The 17,703-nt window shown below is 62.8% G+C and carries 14 protein-coding genes; 8 read left to right on the plus strand and 6 right to left on the minus strand.

What is annotated here, in order from left to right; genetic code table 11:
* Positions 1-98: 98 nt before the first annotated feature.
* A complete protein-coding gene (locus tag SPHV1_RS05670; RefSeq protein WP_197277656.1) occupies positions 99-527 on the minus strand; it encodes a MarR family winged helix-turn-helix transcriptional regulator in 429 nt (142 codons plus the stop codon).
* Positions 528-689: 162 nt separating this feature from the next.
* On the opposite strand from SPHV1_RS05670, the gene SPHV1_RS05675 reads away from it, so the two are divergent.
* From SPHV1_RS05675 to SPHV1_RS05695, 5 genes are all read left to right on the plus strand, one after another.
* Positions 690-1,676 carry an MBL fold metallo-hydrolase gene (locus tag SPHV1_RS05675; RefSeq protein WP_176168020.1) on the plus strand — a complete coding sequence of 329 codons (987 nt, stop codon included), beginning with the start codon at positions 690-692 and terminating at the stop codon, positions 1,674-1,676.
* A 94-nt stretch (positions 1,677-1,770) separates the two neighbouring features.
* Positions 1,771-4,023, plus strand: coding sequence for a TonB-dependent receptor (locus tag SPHV1_RS05680; protein ID WP_197277657.1), 2,253 nt, complete (start codon positions 1,771-1,773; stop codon positions 4,021-4,023).
* Positions 4,024-4,034: 11 nt separating this feature from the next.
* On the plus strand, positions 4,035-5,282 hold the full coding sequence (locus SPHV1_RS05685; protein WP_197277658.1) for a hypothetical protein: 1,248 nt from the start codon (positions 4,035-4,037) through the stop codon (positions 5,280-5,282).
* Between the two features lie 7 nt (positions 5,283-5,289).
* A complete protein-coding gene (locus tag SPHV1_RS05690) occupies positions 5,290-6,288 on the plus strand; it encodes an NADPH:quinone oxidoreductase family protein (protein ID WP_054945076.1) in 999 nt (332 codons plus the stop codon).
* 116 nt (positions 6,289-6,404) lie between these two features.
* Positions 6,405-7,415 carry a sodium:calcium antiporter gene (locus SPHV1_RS05695; protein ID WP_054945077.1) on the plus strand — a complete coding sequence of 337 codons (1,011 nt, stop codon included), beginning with the start codon at positions 6,405-6,407 and terminating at the stop codon, positions 7,413-7,415.
* Between the two features lie 11 nt (positions 7,416-7,426).
* Here SPHV1_RS05695 and SPHV1_RS05700 read toward each other — a convergent pair whose 3' ends face one another.
* Positions 7,427-9,988: a cation-translocating P-type ATPase gene (locus tag SPHV1_RS05700; protein WP_231634537.1), complete on the minus strand. Its 2,562-nt coding sequence runs from the start codon at positions 9,986-9,988 to the stop codon at positions 7,427-7,429.
* Positions 9,989-10,160: 172 nt separating this feature from the next.
* On the minus strand, positions 10,161-11,246 hold the full coding sequence (locus tag SPHV1_RS05705; RefSeq protein ID WP_231634538.1) for a L,D-transpeptidase family protein: 1,086 nt from the start codon (positions 11,244-11,246) through the stop codon (positions 10,161-10,163).
* A 120-nt stretch (positions 11,247-11,366) separates the two neighbouring features.
* On the opposite strand from SPHV1_RS05705, the gene SPHV1_RS05710 reads away from it, so the two are divergent.
* On the plus strand, positions 11,367-11,966 hold the full coding sequence (locus SPHV1_RS05710; protein ID WP_197277659.1) for a murein L,D-transpeptidase catalytic domain family protein: 600 nt from the start codon (positions 11,367-11,369) through the stop codon (positions 11,964-11,966).
* A gap of 129 nt (positions 11,967-12,095) precedes the next feature.
* Here SPHV1_RS05710 and SPHV1_RS25700 read toward each other — a convergent pair whose 3' ends face one another.
* Both SPHV1_RS25700 and SPHV1_RS05720 read right to left on the minus strand, forming a co-directional pair.
* Positions 12,096-12,809, minus strand: a complete 714-nt coding sequence (locus SPHV1_RS25700) for an EthD domain-containing protein (RefSeq protein WP_054945079.1) — start codon at positions 12,807-12,809, stop codon at positions 12,096-12,098.
* Positions 12,806-13,357 (minus strand): carboxymuconolactone decarboxylase family protein, encoded by a 552-nt coding sequence (locus SPHV1_RS05720; RefSeq protein WP_231634539.1) that lies wholly within the window; start codon positions 13,355-13,357, stop codon positions 12,806-12,808. The genes SPHV1_RS25700 and SPHV1_RS05720 overlap by 4 nt, the downstream gene beginning before the upstream one ends.
* Before the next feature lie 247 nt (positions 13,358-13,604).
* Here SPHV1_RS05720 and SPHV1_RS05725 point away from each other — a divergent pair, with 247 nt between their 5' ends.
* Both SPHV1_RS05725 and SPHV1_RS05730 read left to right on the plus strand, forming a co-directional pair.
* The gene (locus SPHV1_RS05725) at positions 13,605-15,092 is read left to right on the plus strand and encodes a thymidine phosphorylase family protein (RefSeq protein ID WP_054945081.1); all 1,488 of its coding nucleotides are present in this window, start codon (positions 13,605-13,607) and stop codon (positions 15,090-15,092) included.
* Entirely contained in the window at positions 15,089-15,979 is an 891-nt protein-coding gene (locus SPHV1_RS05730) for a ribose-phosphate diphosphokinase (protein ID WP_054945082.1), read from the plus strand. Before SPHV1_RS05725 ends, SPHV1_RS05730 begins: the two co-directional genes overlap by 4 nt.
* Here SPHV1_RS05730 and SPHV1_RS05735 read toward each other — a convergent pair.
* Positions 15,970-17,598: an MBL fold metallo-hydrolase gene (locus SPHV1_RS05735; protein ID WP_054945083.1), complete on the minus strand. Its 1,629-nt coding sequence runs from the start codon at positions 17,596-17,598 to the stop codon at positions 15,970-15,972. The genes SPHV1_RS05730 and SPHV1_RS05735 overlap by 10 nt on opposite strands.
* Positions 17,599-17,703: the final 105 nt, after the last annotated feature.

Genomic DNA, 17,703 nt, shown 5'->3' on the forward strand with positions numbered 1-17,703 from the left:
TTTGCACCGCCGTTCTCACTACCGGCAAAGTCCGGCGCAAGGAATTGGCGAGCCTTGTTACGGGAACGCAGACGGTTGAAACGTCCTAAGCTGCCGGTTCAGTCCCGGTTGACGCTGGAAAGATCGGGAATCGCGCCCCAATCCTCGCGCAGGATTTCCCTCATCCGCGCGATGCGCTGCTTGCCGAAACGACGCCCGATATGTCCTTCCAATTCCCTGAGGATAGCCTGCGCGTCATCGCGCAGCGTCTCCGATTCAGGACTGAAGGCAACAATCTGCGCACGCCGATCCATTGGATCGGGCTTCAACACGATCAGCCCCCGCTCCTCCATCTCGACCAGGGTCTTGCTCATCGCCTGACGCGAGATCCCGAGATTGCGCGCCAATTGCGAGGCGCGCCTGACGCCCAACATGATGTTGACGAGAACAAGCGATTGTCCACGCGAGACGTCCGGCCAGCCATGCGACTTGAGGCCCGACTGCAAGGCTTCGTCGAACCAGTAAAAGGATCGCAGAAGATCCATCATCAGAAAGCCGTCTGCCATATACCCCCTGTGCCGTCGTCAGGCCATCCATCGCAGTTGGTATGGCCCGCCAAAGTCGACACATCAAGAATTTTCGACAACTTAATTGACATTAATCCCGTGCCAATCCACAACCCGGCGCAAAGAAAGCACGGGAGAATGACCTTGAAGCTTGCCCCCCTTGCCCTGTGGCTAACCGCATCCATTTCCGCAGCTGCCGGGGCGACAGATCCCACCGCGCATAGCGCAATCCCCGCGAGTGAGTCGCGCCTCGTTATCCTGGGAACTGGTGGCGGACCGATCCCTCAGGCGGATCGTTCACAGCCGGCCAACCTGCTCATCGTGCGCGGCAAGGCGTACCTCATCGACTGCGGAGACGGTACGTCAAGGCAGATTACGAAGGCGGGGTACCGCGTCAACCAGATCGGGAACATTTTTCTCACCCACCTGCACTTCGACCACACCGGCGGACTATCCGCTTTCATGGGCTTCGACTGGATGGCGAAGCGTACCCAGCCCGTTGCGATCTACGGCCCGCCGGGAAGCGAGAAACTGGTCCAGACGTCGGCGGCCAATCTTGGAGTAGCCGAGGCGATCTTCGCGCCGCAAGTCCCCGACCTGCTTCCGCTCGCCAGCGTCTTCGCCGCCCAGGACTTCGACCTCACCACGCCGCGTGAAATATATCGCGACGAAAACGTGCGTGTCACGGCTGTCGAAAACAGCCATTATTCAACCATGCAATTGCCACCGCGCGAATACGGCCGGGACCGCTCCTACTCCCTGCGCTTCGATACACCTGACCGATCGATCGTCTTCACTGGCGACACCGGTCCAAGTGCTGCTGTCGAGGCGCTGGCGCGGGATGCTGACATACTGGTAAGCGAAGCTATCGATCTGGACGCGGTAACGGCCAGTATCCGGCGCCGCGGTGCGAAGGACGGCAATGATCTGGAACCGCTCATCGATCATATGCGACACGAACACCTGACCCCCGAGGAAGTCGGAAAGCTCGCTACCAGGGCAAGCGTGAAGATGGTGGTACTGACGCATCTTGCTGGTGCTGCGGGCCCCGATACGTCCAGCTTCGCTGTTGGCGTAAGGCGTGAATATTCAGGTCCGGTTGTCGTCGCCCAGGACCTTGATGCGTTCTGATAAAGGAAACTAAATTGACTGTTTTTGTCATTTAAGTTGACATTATGTTCGGACTCCACGAATGTCGCTGCAAACAACGACAATGGAGAGAATGATGACGAATCGGCTCGCCGCCCTTGCGCAGGGAGGCGCATCGGTGGCTGCAATCGCCTGGACCGGCATCCTGGCAGCCCCAGTTCCCGCAATCGCTCAATCGGAACCGGCGAATGCATCGAGCGAAAAACCGGCAGAGACCGATTCAGGCGCGCCGGGCGAGATCGTCGTGACGGCCCAGCGTCGCTCCGAAAGCCTCCAGGACGTGCCCATTTCCATTGCTGTCGTCGGCGGTGAGACCCTGAGCAATCGTAGCGTTGGCAATTTCGAACAACTCGCCCCGCTTGTACCCAACCTGACCGTCGCCAAGTCCCCAGCGGCAAACGTCATCGTCCTGCGCGGCATTGGGTCCAGCCCCGGGAGTCCTTCGCTCGATCAGTCGGTCGTCATGTTCATCGACGGGGTCTATGCCGGCAATGCCCGCCAGTTCGCCGCGCCATTCCTCGACATCGAACGCATGGAGATCCTGCGTGGGCCACAGGGCGCACTTGTCGGTCGCAATACCAGCGCCGGTGCGATCAACATCATTTCGCGCAAGCCCGGCGCCTATTTTGGCGGCTATCTGAATGCCACCTACGACTTCAAGCTTGACGGCCCTACAATAGAAGGTGGCATGGATGTGCCTGTCGCCAACGGCTTCGCGATCCGTGCCGTCGGCCGTTACTCAGACGTCGAAGGCTATATCCACAACACCCAGACCGACCGCGATGAGCCAACCCGTCGTGATATCGTCGGACGCATTACCGGAGTTCTGGACAACGGCGGCCCGGTCACGCTCACCGCGAAGTTCGAGCATGCGGAAGTCCGCCAACACGGGACACCGCTTCAGGCTATCGCTCCGGATAAAGGCGAATACTTCGATTACGCCAAGGATACCGTTCTTACGAGCGGCCCGGAATTCGACAATATCAGGTCGGATAATGCCGTTCTGCAGGCCGGGATTGACCTTGGAGGGCCGCAACTGGTGTGGATCAGCGCCTATTCGGGTTTCAAGCAGCAGCAACGTATCGACGGCGATTTCTACTTCCGCAATCTCGCCACGGCAGACTTCGATCAGAAGTTCGACCAGCTCTCACAGGAACTGCGTCTCGTCTCTCCGGGAGGGCAGACCCTCGATTACGTCTTCGGCCTGTACTATTCCAAGGCCAAGCTCGTCGAAGAACGCACTACCGGCGTGCTGTTTGCACCAGCTGCCAGTACCTACCGCATCTTCCGGCAGGATAGCTCTGCATTCTCAGCCTATGCCGCGCTCACCTATCATCTTAGCGATGCACTGCGCCTCAACGGCAGCCTGCGCTATACCGACGAGAGCAAGGACGCAAATTTCGCGCTCTACGCCGGCCCCAATGCAGCCACCCAGCGCACCGGCACCCTGCGCTCCCAATTCGACGGCTCCCTGAGCAAGGGGACGCTCGATCCCGCCGCATCCGTCCAGTTCGATCTGTCGTCCAACGCGATGCTCTACGCAAGTTTCGGCAAGGGTTCGAAAAGTGGCGGCTTCCAGGGGGCCATTTCCAATGCCACCGAAGATACATTCGCCTTTCGCCCGGAGCGCAGCACATCGTTCGAAGGCGGCATCAAGCTGACCTTGCCGGGTCTTGGCTACTTCAACCTGTCGGCCTTTCACACGGTCTACAAGGACCTTCAGGTTTCGACGGCCCTTCCCTCACCTGATGGAACGAGCGCGCCATTCTTTACCGGTAACGCTCCAAAGGCGCGTACTGCCGGAGCGGAGGCCGAATTCTTCCTCCAACCGGCAAACTTCCTGGAACTGCAGGGAAGCCTGGCGTGGCTGCCGACGGCCAAGTACGTCAAGTTCACCAGCGGCCCATGCTTCATCGGCCGCGCAGCGGACGGCTCCGCCATCGGGTCATGCGATCTGAGCGGATCGCGGCTCGGTTTCGCACCGCGCTATTCCGGCTCTCTCACGGCCACGGTAAAACAGCCGCTTTCCAACGCACTCGAAGTGCGGGCAAGCCTCTCGCCGACGTTCCAGGGGCGTTCGTTCCGTGATTTCGCGAACGACCCGGTGACTGCGCAGGATGCCTTCGTAAAGCTCGACGCGCGCTTCTCGCTCGCGCGCAGCGACGGAAAATGGGAACTCGCGCTCATCGGCAAGAACATCACAGACAAGCGCACGATCTCATTCGGAAGTTCGGGGGGCCTTGCCAATACCTTCCTCTCACCGACAGCCCGCATCGGCGTGATCGATCCGCCCCGCACGATCGCCGTCCAAGCCAAGGTAAAGTTCTGAGCATGAACACGATGACAAGAATCGACGCTCCCTCCCTCGCCGACCGTCGGATTCCCACGGGCAACGACTTCCTCACTGCAGAACAGGTCGCGCAGATCACCCCGGACGAACTGATCCGGCGTACGAGCGCCCTGCAACCGCTCATTGCCGAGCATGCCGCAGAGGCGGAGCGGCTGCGCCGCCCCGTCGACGCCGTCTGGCAGGCCCTGCGCGACAGCGGGTACTTCTACATGTTCGTGCCGCGAGTTCATGGCGGACTTGAATTCGATCCGGACACCTTCATCAGCGCCACGCTGCCGATCGCCGAAGCTGATCCGTCCACCGGCTGGGTCGCCAGTTTCTGTGCAGAGCACAACTGGCTGATTGCGCAAATGCCGGAGAAGGCACAAGCGGAAGTCTGGAACGGCAACAAGTATGCCATCGCGCCCAGCGTCGCCTCTCCTCCCGGACAGGCCCGCATCGTCGATGGAGGTTTCACGATCAGCGGCCACTGGAAATGGGGCACAGGCATCATGCATGCCGACTGGGCGATGCTCAACGCGCTCGTGCCGACGCAAGCCGGCCCGCCAGCCATGCACATGTTCCTCATCCCGGCCTCGGAAGTGACCGTGCTCGACACCTGGCACATGGAAGGCATGGCGGCGACGGGAAGCAATGACCTCGTGCTCGAAGATGCCTTCGTTCCGGCCCATCGCTGCTTCGAGGTCGGACCGGTCCGCTCCGGTCGTGGCCATGCCGGCAGGATCTACGACAACCCGCTCTACAAGGCGCCGATGTTGCCCCAGCTCTGCGTGGCTGCTGCCATTCCCGCAATCGGAGCAGCCCGGGCGGCCGTGCGCCTGTGTAACGAGCGGCTAAGGAAGCATGTGAAGATGGGCACGGAGACGACAAGTGTCGAAAAGCCGGCCGCGCAAATGCGTCTCGCCCGTGCCGACATCCTGGTCGACTCCGCAGAGCTGATGCTCCGCACGGCCTCACGCCGGTCGCTCGAGATCGGCGTGCTGGACGAGCCCGAACAGATCACCGAGCGGATCCGTCTGCGCGCGCAGATCGCCTACGCGGTTTCCCAATGCGTCGATGCCGTGCGCACGACGTGCGAGGCGGTAGGCTCCAGCGTGCATGCGCTGTCGAATCCCATGCAGCGCCTGCTGCGCGACATCCAGGTCATGCAAAGCCATATCGTCTACGATCTGGACGTAGCGACCGAACTGCACGGCCGGACTCTCGTCGGACTGCCGCCGAACTCTGTCCTGCTCTGAGCGGAAGATGAAAGCCCTCCTGTCCCGTCAGCCCGGTGGCCCGGAAGCGCTGGAGCTGTGCGATTGTCCGGCTCCACAGCCCGGGCGGGGCGAAGTGCTCTTGCGAACACAGGCCTGTGGGATCAATTTTCCTGACGCGCTCATTGTCGGGGACAAATATCAGGTCCGACCCCCACGCCCTTTCGCACCCGGGAGCGAAATCACCGGAATCGTGGCTGCTGTCGGGGAAGGCGTTGAAGGTTGGCAGGTCGGCGATGTAGCAATTGCCCTGCCCGGTCATGGCGGCCTTGCTGAAGAGGTTGCGGTCTCCGCCGCCCAGTGTTTCGTGGTGCCGAAGGAGGCCGATCCGGTCGAAGGAGCAGCCTTGCTGGTGACATTCGGCACGGCTCTCTATGCCCTGCGGGAACGCGGTGCCTTGTGCGAGAATGAAACCTTGCTGGTCCTCGGTGCGGCCGGAGGCGTGGGACTTGCAGCAATTGGCATCGGCAAGCTGATGGGCGCCCGCGTTGTCGCCAGCGTGTCTGGCGATGACAAGGCCGAAATCGCCCGAGCTGCCGGTGCCGATGCCATTGTGATCCACAGTGATGACATCAGCGGCAAGGAAGAAACCGCACACTTTACCAGATTGCTCAAGGATGCCGTCGGGCCCGAAGGCGCACAGGTCGTCCTGGACCCTGTCGGCGGTTCCTATTGCGAGCCGGCTCTTCGCACGATGGGCTGGCTCGGGCGATACCTCGTCCTGGGCTTCGCAGCGAGCATCCCGGCACCGCCTCTCAATCTCGTCCTCCTCAAGTCATGCGACATACGCGGGGTCTTTTGCGGTGCCTTTGCCGAACGCGAGCCGGAGAAATACCGCAAAATCGCGATGCAGGTCATCGAATGGTGGCAGGCAGGACATATCCGCCCGCGTATTGACCGGACCTACCCTCTGGAACGCGGCGGCGAAGCCTTGAGGCGCCTTGCCAACCGAGAGGCCATGGGCAAAGTCGTCGTCACCATGGCCTGACCCACTGCAATCTGCCGGGCGCTACTGGCAAGTCGATCAGACCGGTAGATCTTCCCGGCAATCTTTGCGTATGGTCAAGGACCCGGCCGCGACACGATGCTGAAGTCCGCTTGACCATGGAGATCCTTTCCGCCTGGCTTGCCTTCGCGATCTGCGTGCTGCTCATCGGCATGGCAGGCCCTGCATTGACACGCAGCGGCGGCGACATTGCAGCGCGCACGGGCATGTCCGCATCCTGGGTCGGACTGATCATGCTGGCGGCGGCCACATCGCTTCCCGAACTGTTCACGGGGATCAGCGCCGTGACGATCGCCGATGCACCCAACATTGCCATGGGCGATGCTCTGGGCAGCTGCATCTTCAATCTCGTCATGCTGGTCCTGCTGGACGCCTTGTGCCGGGACGAGCCGTTCTGGCGGCGCAGCGATCAGGGACACATCCTTTCCGCCGGCTTCGGCGTGGTACTGATCAGTTTCGTCGGGGCGCTGATGCTGACGAGCCGCAATGGTCTCGATTTCCGGATCGGCCATGTCAGCGTCTATTCGCCGCTCCTGATCATGCTTTATTTCATCGCGATGCGTGCTGCCTTTTTCTACGAACGCAGGCCGGAACGTCCGGCGCAGCCTTTGGGCCCGACACCCGGCGACAGGACCTTGAAGCGCGCGGTCGTGAACTATCTTGTCGCCGCCGGCGTAGTCGGTGCAGCCGGAGCCTGGCTTCCGTTCGTCGGCCAGGAAGTGGCTGCCGTGATGGGCTGGCGGGCGAGCTTCGTGGGCACGCTGTTCATCGCGGCGGCGACCTCGATACCGGAACTGATCGTTACCGTAAGCGCACTGCGGATGGGATCGGCCGACATGGCAATCGGCAACCTCCTTGGCAGCAACCTGTTCATCATCCTCGTCATTGCGCTTGACGACATCGTCTATACCGACGGCTCATTCTACGCGCAGGTTTCGCCCGCGCACGCCGTCACCGCCTTTGCGGCAGCGATGATGTCGGGGCTCTGCATCATCGGACTGCTCTATCGCCCCGGGAACCGGTTCTTCGGCCTGTTCGGCTGGATCAGCCTGTCCCTTCTCGCGATCTACCTGCTCAGTTCCTACGCCATCTACCTGCACGGGCACTGAGCCCCGGGCCGTCAACTGGTCAGGACCCGGCCGAACCGCAGCTTTGCGATCACCAGCGCTCCGGCAAGAAGCAGCGCGGTTATCCCCACCGCCTGCATGCCAAGGGGATGAAGCACCGAGAACCCGAGGAGCGAAGCCACGGTGGGCGACAGGAAGACTGCCGAGAAGATCCCGACCACCAGCCCCAGGATGATCGCCAGTGGAAGGTTGTGGGCGACCTTGCCACCCGGCGCCAGCGAGCGGAACGAGCGATTGGCGAGTACGAGCGCGAGAACCGCAACGATGAGCCCTGCAAAGCTCGTGGTTCGCACCGAATCCGCCGGGATGCCCCCCTGATTGGCCCAGGCGGACAGCAACAGCAGCGCAACGAGCGCGAGGGCGCCCTGCAGAAGCGACCAGCCCAGCAGACTCCTTGAAATCAACGGGCTCTCCGGCGACCGGGGCGGCCGACGCATGACGTCGGGTTCCTCGGGCTCGGCTTCGAAGGCCAGCGAACAGACGGGATCGATGACCATTTCGAGCAGGGCTATGTGCACCGGCCCCAGGATCAGGGGCCAGCCTGCGAGCAGGGGGAAGATGGCAAGGCCACCGATGGGGATATGGACCGCGAAAATGAAGCCAGCGGCCTTGCGCAAGTTGTCGTAGATGCGCCTCCCCAGCCGAACCGCAGTGACGATCGAACCGAAATCGTCATCGAGCAGGACGACCGACGAAGCCTCCCGCGCGACATCCGTACCCCGCTGCCCCATGGCGATGCCGATATGCGCGGCCTTGAGCGAAGGTGCATCGTTCACGCCGTCCCCGGTCATGGCGACCACTTCGCCCCCGGCCTTGAGCGCCCGCACGATCCGCAATTTCTGATCGGGCATCACCCGCGCGAAGACGGCAACGCGCCCCACGCGGCGGGCCAGTTCCTCGTCGTCCAGACGCGCAATCTCTTCACCGCTCAGAACCTCGCCTTCGACGATGCCGGCCTGCCGGGCGATGGCGCGCGCAGTCGCGGGATAATCGCCGGTAATCATCACCACCCGGATGCCGCCCTCCTGCAACTGGGCGACTGCCGGAGGAACCGATGCGCGGATCGGGTCGGCAAGACCGACGAGCCCGCGAAAGGCGAATGCGAACCCGCTCTGGTGCTCCGGCAGACGCTCACCCTGCCAACGGGCCTCGGCAACGCCCAGGACCCTCAGCCCCTCAGACGCCATCTGCGCGACTTCGGTCTCCAGGGCGGCGCGGACATCGTCTGTCATGCCGCATAACCGTGCGATGGCTTCGGGCGCGCCCTTTGCAGCGACGAGCCCATCTCTCGATTTTCCGTCGGTCCAGACGTTCGACATGGCCAGAAGCTGCGGAGAGAGCGGATATTGCCGATGCAGGTGCCAGCCGTTCTGCTTGCGCAGCTTGAGGTCCCGCTCGGGGAAGTCGCGGTCGAGCGCATGAAACGCCTGTTCCATCGGATCGAACGGCTCTTCCAGGCACGCGGAGATCCCAAGGGCGGCCAGTTCGGCGAAAGCGGCGCCGAGCGTATCGTCATCGCCATCGAGACGCTGCACCGAACCGTCGGGCAGTCTCAACTCTGCAATCGCCATTCGGTTCTGCGTAAGTGTTCCCGTCTTGTCGGTGCACAGGACCGTAGCGGCACCCAGCGTCTCGATCGCACTGCCCCGACGTGCCAGCACGCGGCTTTGTGCCATACGGAATGCGCCCATCGTCATGAACAGGGTGAGGACGACCGGAAGCTCCTCCGGCAGGAGCGACATGGCGATCGCAATGCCCGACAGGAAAGCTTCCAGCCAGCTTCCCCGCAGCAGGCCGTAGAGCAGGACGGCAAGAACGCTCACGCCAAGGCCGAGCACCGCCAACCAGCGCACCAGCCGCTTCGTCTGCCGGGTGAGATGAGGGACTTCGGTTTCCAGCGAGACAAGCGACTGACCGATCCGTCCGATTTCGCTGTGCAATCCTGTCGCAGCCACTTCGATCGTCCCGGACCCGCGAACAGCAAGCGTGCCCGCGTAGAGGTAAGGAAGATCCTCGCCTCCCGGACGGGGTGGCTGCGAAGCCGGCTCCCCCTCGAGAGCCGACTTGGCGACCGGTACAGATTCGCCGGTCAGCAAAGCCTCGTCAACTTGCAGTCCGGAGCCTTCGATCACCCAGCCGTCGGCTGCCACCCGGTCCCCTTCCCCGACGACCATCAGGTCACCGCGCACCACCTCGCGCGAGGGTATCCGCTGCCGGTGGCCATCGCGAATGACCAGTGCCTGCGGCATGCTGAGGTCCCGCAGGGAATCGATCGCCTTTTCCGTTCGGGCTTCCTGGACGATCGCAATGACGACGGTGAGCCCGGCGAAGGCGAGCAGGATCAGCGCCTCGTGCAGATCACCCAGCAACAGGTAGATCCCACCAGCCGCAAGCAGCAGCAGCAGCATCGGCTCACGCAGCACGTCGCGCACAATGCGCAGAGGAGAGCGGGTGCGACCACCCGGCAAGGCATTGGGTCCCTCTTCGCGAAGGCGCGCGGCAGCTTCCTCACGGGACAGCCCCCTGTGCATCGAACCTGAAGCCTGACCGTCCATAGTCTCCTTCCGGAACGTCGATCGTCCGCAACCCAATGTACCGGTTTCAACGGGAAATGTGACCCGCAGTGTCATGCCAGACAGTACAGGCAGGCCCCTTGATCGAGATCATCGAACGAATTCCCATCCGCCGGGAAACCGCGAGCAAGGCAATGCGCGTTCTGCTCCTGGCTCATCCTTTGCAGGCATCCCCTCCAGAGGTCGGATCGCCGGTGCGGCCGTCGCGCTTGTAGAGATCGGGATAGAAGCGCAGTTGGCCATCCGCACCGGTGCCTGCCGTGAAGTAAGCGATGTAGACCGGCAGCCCCTTTTCGAGAGGCAGGCGCGTCGTCTCTCGGGTCGCGACAATCGCATCGACCTCCACGCGATCACGCTCGCCGCCGAGCAACCGCGTCGCGAAACCCAGGGCATCGCCAATGCGGATGCAGCCGTGACTGAAGGCGCGCACCTCTTTTGCGAAAAGCTCCTTGCTCGGCGTATCGTGAATATAGACGGTAAAGGGGTTGGGCATATCGAGCTTCATTTGCCCGAGTGCATTGCCGGGCCCCGGCTTCTGGCGGATCTGCCCGCCGCTCCGGACATAACCGAGGCGGGCGGGAAACACGCCGTGCTTCTCGCGAACGATGCTGGCGGGCACCACCCACCAGGGATTGAGAATGACGCCGGTGATCGTTGCGGAGAACACCGGCGTGGGCGTCGAGCGCTTGCCGACGATCACCGGCCATGTGCCCACCCGGCGGCCATGGCGCCACAGCTCGGCTTCGAACGCGGCCGCATTCACGAGGACGTAATCGGAGCCGAGCGACTGGGGCATCCAGCGCCAGCGTTCCATGTTGCGCGCAAGGGTCAGGCGCCGGTCCGGATCGGCTTCGCCCGCATAGGCCAGGCGCAAAGCCGCGTATTGGTCGCTTTGCGGCTGAAGCCCGGAAAAGAAGGAATCCAGCGCATCGAGCGACACCGCGCGGGCCAGCCGTTCGCGCAAGTCGACAGACCTGTCGGTATCGGCAATGTGCCAGCCGGCGCGCTGTGCTGCTCCTGCAGCGCCCAGCAGTTGCATGCGCGCCAGATTGAGGGCCAGAGCCGTTGCGGCCTGCGACACCGCTTCAGCGTCACCACGGGTCTGCGCCTGCCGCAAAGGGCCGGTATCGAGGACCGGCAGCGCATCTACAGGGGCCCGAGCGACCCAGTCCCGGAGCCTCTCCAGCGTAGCCGGTGTCCATTCGACCGGGTCCTGTGCATAGACGATGCTTGGGGTCAAAAAGAATGCCGTGAATACAATCGGTATGGACCGCAGGAGACCGACGATCGCCATGAACGGTTTGAATTTGGCGTCAGGTAACCTTACGTGTTCAATAACGGTATCGAGGATTTCCACATCATGACTCTCAGTCGGCGCCATATCATTGGCGGCGTTCTTGTGGGTACTGCGGGACTGGTCGCACCGCGCGCTTTTGCTGCGGTCCGATCTACAGATGAACCAGACCTGCTGCCACAGGCAAAAGCCGCCCTTGATGCCCATGCATCCCGAATCCGCCACCGCGACGTGGTCGGTCTGGTCGATTTTTCGCAGCCTTCGCGCAACCCGCGCTTCCAGATCGTGGACTTGTCCAACGGTCGGATATTGCAGACGTACTTCGTCGCGCACGGGCGCGGATCGGACCCGGGCAACAGCGGATTCCTCGAACGGTTTTCCAACCGGCCGGGCTCCAATGCCTCCTCTCGCGGCAGCTTCCTGACGGCCTCCACCTATTACGGACAGCACGGACGCTCGGGCCGTCTCGTCGGACTCGATCCGGAGAACAGCAATGCGGCCAGCCGCGCCATCGTGATGCACGGGGCCGACTACGTGAACCCGCATATGGCGCGCCTCAGCGGCAGGATCGGACGGAGCCTCGGATGCTTCTCGGTGCCGGTTCACGACATCAGCGAAGTGCTCGGCTACCTTGGCGCAGGCCGCCTGCTCTTTGCCTGGAAGTAGGCGTCGTATCACCGCTGCATAACCCTTGGCCGATCCTGTCCTTCTCCTTGCCGACTTGACGCCACGCGGCATTGATGGCGGTCAATAAGCGGCACGGACACATGCAGAAGTTGCGCCCGCCGCTCCAGGTCACGATCGCCAGAGCGTTTCGTAAAGCGCGAACTGCGATGCAGGGTGATGAATGAAGCGCTTCTCGTCCTCGATCGCTCCGACCGCCACATCCTCCCGGCTGAGGATCGCGAGCGCGTCATCCAGACCGTCGAAGTAGGATTCGGTGAGGCCGTCCATCGGCGCGAAGGACAACCCGATCCGCCCGGCAAGGTCCGCCGTCGATATCGCATCGACATGGTTCTGGCGGTAGCGCACGCCTTCCACCTTCTCGCCAAGCGCGGCATGGCGGCCGAACCACTGGTCCATGAAGTCCCCGTGGCTCAGTGAGGGAACCCGGCGTAGCGGCATAACAACGAAGACAGGCCCGTCACCGGCCGTGATCGCAATCTCTGTTCCGACGAAAACGGCAGCCGTTTTCCTGTCGATGCGCGTGCCCAGAGCACGCGCCATCGCGGCAATCGCTATCTGCAGCGGTTCTCCTGCTGCCTCATCACCGCCACCACTGGCTTCGAAGACATAGTCGAACGGGGCCGGACTGTCCGCCATCAGCACTTCGTGCGGAAGCGGAGCATAGCCGGCAAGCCTTCGTCCGATGCGCAAGTCTGTCCCGGGCGGCAGATCGGCCAGCAGCGCTGACGCCGCCTGCTCCATCTCGGCCTGCAAGCCCTCTAACCCAGTGCCAGCGGCGCTGAAATAGAGGCCCGCCTTGGCCAGTCCGCGGGTGGAACTCATTCCGCCGCCATGGCCGGAATGGCGCAGGCCGTGTTGGTGGCATCGAGCACCGCGAACATGCGACCGATCCCGATGAACTGGGCCACGTCGAAGCACAGCTCGACGATTTCCTCTTCACTGAAATGCTGGTGCAACCTGATGAAATCGTCATCGCCGACGTCAAAGTGGTTGAAGGCCATCTTCTGCGCAAAAACGATGGCCGCACGCTCCCGCTCCGAAAACAGCGGCGAAGTCTCGGCCTGGGGGAGGGCCGCGATCAATTCCTCGGTCAGGCCTTCGTCGATCGAATCCTGATACCGCGACTGCAGGCAATTGGCGCACTGGTTGATCTGCGCAATCGCGAGACGGACAAGCTCGACCAGCTTGCGGCTGAGCAGCCCCTGCATCTGCAACTGGGCATAGAAAGCACCGAAAGCCTTCACGATATCGGGGCGGTGGGCCACAGCGCGCATGGCTGTTCCATCGCCGACCATCTTCTGCATGTTGGTGGCGATTTCCGCCATTTCCGGTTCCATCTCCGAAAGCTCAAGCAGCCGGATTCTCGACATCTTCATTCTCCCGGTTCGTTGTGTCCTGCAGGCAATGCTGCACGTCTATTCTGCAGTCTCCAGTTCCTCGCAGGACTCACACCTATCGAAAGTCCTAGTACGAACGCGACCAAGCACCATTGCGCCACGGCGTCCGGTTACTTCGGGCGACCGTGTTGATTGGACCAAACGACTGTACGGAAGAGCAGAATTGCATTCTGCACACGGCAGGGCCAGAACCTGCACAAGCAATGCAAGGTCGTCGTGGATGCTCAAAATAAAACGCCTCGCCATCGACACTCACCCGGAGAACACCGCATTCCTGCTTCGTCACGGCAATGGCTACTCGGCGGAGCAGTTCCAGGCCCTGCGCAAGATCCGGATCAGCAGCGAGACTTCGGAGATTCTCGCCACGCTCGCAGTCGTCGATGAAAGCGAATGGATCGCGGCCGGAGAGATCGGCCTGGGAGAACAGGCCTTCCGTAGGCTCGGCCTGCCCGAAGGCGCCGAAGTGGTGATCGAACAGGCCCGCCCGCCGGTCAGCCTCGAATTCGTGCGCCGCAAGATCGATGGAGACACTCTGGAGGACAGCGAGATCGTCGCCATCGTGCGCGACATCGCCGCCCATCGCTATTCACCGATGGAGATCGGCGCCTACCTCGTCGCCTGCGCCGGATTCATGAGCACGCAGGAGACGCTGTCGATCACCCGCGCGATGGCCGACGTCGGCGAGAAGCTCGACTGGAAGTCGCCGCTTGTGGTCGACAAGCATTGCATCGGCGGCATTCCCGGCAATCGCACCTCGATGATCGTCGTCCCGATCGTGGCCGCGCACGGCCTGATCATGCCCAAGACATCTTCGCGCGCGATCACCTCACCCTCGGGCACCGCCGATACGATGGAAGTGCTCGCCAATGTCAATCTGTGCGCCAGGGACATGCAGGCGATAGTGTCGAAGGAACATGCCGTCCTCGCCTGGGGCGGGCAGGTGAACCTTTCTCCTGCCGACGACATCCTGATCTCCGTCGAGCGCCCCCTGCGCATCGATACCTTCGAACAGATGGTCGCCTCGATCCTGTCCAAGAAGCTGGCAGCCGGATCGACCCATCTCGTGCTCGACATACCCGTGGGGCCGACCGCCAAGGTCCGCTCGCAAAGCGAAGCCGTGCGCCTGCGCAAGCTGTTCGAATATGTCGCAGGCAAGCTGGGCATCGAGATCGATGTCGTCATCACCGACGGTTCGCAGCCGATCGGGCGCGGAATCGGCCCGGTGCTGGAAGCGCGCGACGTGATGGCCGTGCTGCGCAACGATTCCGATGCCCCGGAGGACTTGCGCGACCGGGCCCTGCTGCTGGCCGGACACATTCTCGACTTCGACCCCGAGCTCAAGGGCGGGCGCGGATTTGCCCGCGCAATGGAGATGCTGGCTTCAGGCGCGGCGCTCAACGCCATGGAACGGCTGATAGAAGCACAGGGTCGCCAGACCGAGACTTTCAAGCCCGGCGCTCTCACGCATGAAGTGTGCTCGCCGCACGATGGCCGCATCAGCATGATCGACTGCCACATGATTGCCCGTATCGCCCGCCTCGCGGGCGCGCCGATGGACAAGGGCGCAGGGATCGACCTGCTGCACAAGGTCGGCGAACAGGTCCGCAAGGGCGAAGCGCTCTATCGCATCCATGCCCAGTCCCAGACCGGCCTGGGCTTCGCCCGCGATCTCGCCACCGAGGACAGCGGCTACGAGGTCCTGCGATGAATGCCCTTGTCCTGGGCTTTGCGGAATCCCGTTCCAGCGCCGCGGCGCTGGCGGAGCAGTTGGCGGTGCCCTGCGATGAGGTCGATGTGCACCGTTTCCCGGATCGCGAGAGCCTCATACGCGTGCCGCGCAGCGCCGGTACGGTCATTCTCCATCGCTCGCTCGACGATCCCAATGCCAAGCTCATCGAACTGATCCTTGCCGCATCGGCAGCCCGCGACGGCGGCGCCCAGCGCGTGGTGCTCGTCGCGCCCTATCTTGCCTATATGCGCCAGGACATCGCCTTCAAGCCGGGCGAGGCGGTGAGCCAGCGCGTCATCGGGAAGCTTATTGCCGCGCATTTCGACGGCATCGTCACCGTCGACCCGCACCTTCATCGCGTGGCCACCCTTGCTGAAGCCGTACCGGGCATTCCCGCGATTGCCCTGTCGGCCGCTCCGGTTCTGGCCAGCGCGATAGAGACGGAACAAAACCCGGTCATCGTCGGCCCCGACAGCGAATCGCGTCAGTGGATCGAGAGCATCGCCCGGCCGCTCGGCCTCGACATGCTCTTGGGCAGCAAGGAGCGCTTCGGGGATCGCAGGGTCGCACTTTCCATCGCCGGGATCGAAAAGACGAAAGGGCGCACCGCGATACTGGTGGACGACGTCATTTCCAGTGGCGAGACTCTGATTGCCGCCGCCTGCGCGCTGCGTGAAGCCGGTGCAAGGCGCATCGAGGCACTGGCGACGCATTGCCTCGCCAGCGCCGAAGACATTGCTCGCATGAAAGCCAGCGGCATCGCGCGCATCGTCTCCACCGACAGCATTCCCGGCCCGACTTGCGGACCGACGCTGGCTCCGCTCCTTGCCGATGCCCTGAAGTCCAGCGGCCTGCTTCAGACCTGATCGTTATCGCCCGGCGCGTGGTGGCGCTTCTTGCGCTCGCGCGCCTCGTTGTAGCTGTCGAGGACGCGGCGCATGTCGCTGAGCGCCTGCTTGCGCGCCTTTTCGTCACGGATCTTGCCCAGGTGCGCCTTGAGATTCGAGACGAAGTCGGCGTATTCGTTCTGCCAGTCGGTGCCCGCCATCTGCTCCAGATCGAGCCGACCGGTCTGGGTACGCCGCGCTGGTTCGCCTGCACCGAGTTCATAGACCTCACCGATCTGCGGCTCGATCACACGCAGGTTCGGGTCGTCCTTTTCCACGTGAGCCTTCAGCGATGCGATCGCGTCGCTCTCGCCATGGCTCAGGAACAGGGTGCCGGCGATAGGCCGCCGAGCAGCGATCCAGGCGAGCAGTTCGTCGCGGTCGGCATGGGCCGAATAGGAATCGATACGACGGATCTGAGCGCGCACGTTAATGTCCTCGCCCGAAATACGCACCCGTTTCGCTCCTTCCAAGATCACCCGACCAAGCGTGCCCTTGGTCTGGAAGCCAACGAACAGAATCGTCGATTCCCGCCGGTGGAGATTGTGCTTCAGGTGATGGCGGATGCGGCCAGCCTCGCACATGCCCGAGGCGGCCATGATGATCGCCCCCGACAGCGTGTTGATCCGCATCGATTCTTTCACATCCTCAACGTAGTGGATCGAGGGATGATGGAAGATGTCATCGCCGCAGATGTCTTCCAATTCGTCGGCATGGGCGCCGAAAACCTTCGTCGCCCGACTTGCCAGCGGCGAGTCTACGAAGACCGGCACATTGGGGATGCGATTGGCATCGGCAAGCCGCGCAATATCGAGCAGCAGTTCCTGCGTGCGTTCCAGCGCAAAGGTAGGAATCACGAGGTTGCCACCGCGCGCAATGGCGTCCTTGATCTCACGCTCCAGCTGGCTTCGCCGCTGCGCCATGGTCAGCTTCTGGCGCGCGCGGTCGCCATAGGTGGATTCGCAAATGACGTGATCGAACTGCGCCGGCGCTTCGGGATCGGGATGGAACGCCTTGTGCTCAGGGCCGAGGTCTCCCGAACACAGCACGTGCACGCCGCCGGCCATCAGCTCTACCGAAGCCGAACCCAGAATGTGTCCCGCATTCCAGAGCCTGGCCCGGAAACCGGGCACCGGCTCGAACCACTCTTCACGTTCGACCGGCTCCGACATGCGCCAGGCCTTCAACGCATCTTCGGCGGTATAGATCGGCACGAAGCGCTCCTCGCCAGCACGGTCGCGCCTTCGGTTATGCCGCTCCGCTTCGCTTTCCTGGATGCGTCCGGCATCGCCCAGCATGTATTCCAGCAGGTCGGAGGTCGCCTGGGTGCACCAGATCTTCCCCTTCCAGCCCTGCGCGACGAGCTTGGGCAGCAGCCCGCAGTGATCGATATGGGCATGGGTAAGGACCACCCCGTCGATCTTGTCGATGTCGAAATCGAAGGAGCCGTGGTTCAGCGCCTCAAGGCTGCGCGAGCCCTGGAACATACCGCAATCGACCAGCAGGTGCTTGCCGCCAAGCTGGAATTCCATGCACGATCCGGTGACGGTCCCGGCCGCACCGTGGAAACGGAGCGATAGCTGGTCGTTGTCTGCCATGGACTGGCTCTCCTCTCATACGGGCCTCTCGCATGCCTGCCATTTGCAAGCGGCTAGGTAATTGCGCTGGATCATGGATCGCCTGCCCGGTGCCGGACATAGCCT

Origin of the sequence: Novosphingobium sp. KN65.2, from assembly GCF_001368935.1 — a bacterium.
Taxonomy (GTDB): Bacteria; Pseudomonadota; Alphaproteobacteria; order Sphingomonadales; family Sphingomonadaceae; genus Novosphingobium; species Novosphingobium mathurense.

What these genes read in the sequence shown, in the direction of transcription:
- SPHV1_RS05670 (WP_197277656.1), bottom strand. Translation starts at nt 527, where the DNA reads ATGATGGATCTTCTGCGATCCTTTTACTGGTTCGACGAAGCCTTGCAG.
- SPHV1_RS05680 (WP_197277657.1), top strand. Translation starts at nt 1,771, where the DNA reads ATGACGAATCGGCTCGCCGCCCTTGCGCAGGGAGGCGCATCGGTGGCT.
- SPHV1_RS05685 (WP_197277658.1), top strand. Translation starts at nt 4,035, where the DNA reads ATGACAAGAATCGACGCTCCCTCCCTCGCCGACCGTCGGATTCCCACG.
- SPHV1_RS05690 (WP_054945076.1), top strand. Translation starts at nt 5,290, where the DNA reads ATGAAAGCCCTCCTGTCCCGTCAGCCCGGTGGCCCGGAAGCGCTGGAG.
- SPHV1_RS05695 (WP_054945077.1), top strand. Translation starts at nt 6,405, where the DNA reads ATGGAGATCCTTTCCGCCTGGCTTGCCTTCGCGATCTGCGTGCTGCTC.
- SPHV1_RS05700 (WP_231634537.1), bottom strand. Translation starts at nt 9,988, where the DNA reads ATGGACGGTCAGGCTTCAGGTTCGATGCACAGGGGGCTGTCCCGTGAG.
- SPHV1_RS05710 (WP_197277659.1), top strand. Translation starts at nt 11,367, where the DNA reads ATGACTCTCAGTCGGCGCCATATCATTGGCGGCGTTCTTGTGGGTACT.
- SPHV1_RS25700 (WP_054945079.1), bottom strand. Translation starts at nt 12,809, where the DNA reads ATGAGTTCCACCCGCGGACTGGCCAAGGCGGGCCTCTATTTCAGCGCC.
- SPHV1_RS05720 (WP_231634539.1), bottom strand. Translation starts at nt 13,357, where the DNA reads ATGTCGAGAATCCGGCTGCTTGAGCTTTCGGAGATGGAACCGGAAATG.
- SPHV1_RS05725 (WP_054945081.1), top strand. Translation starts at nt 13,605, where the DNA reads ATGCTCAAAATAAAACGCCTCGCCATCGACACTCACCCGGAGAACACC.
- SPHV1_RS05730 (WP_054945082.1), top strand. Translation starts at nt 15,089, where the DNA reads ATGAATGCCCTTGTCCTGGGCTTTGCGGAATCCCGTTCCAGCGCCGCG.
- SPHV1_RS05735 (WP_054945083.1), bottom strand. Translation starts at nt 17,598, where the DNA reads ATGGCAGACAACGACCAGCTATCGCTCCGTTTCCACGGTGCGGCCGGG.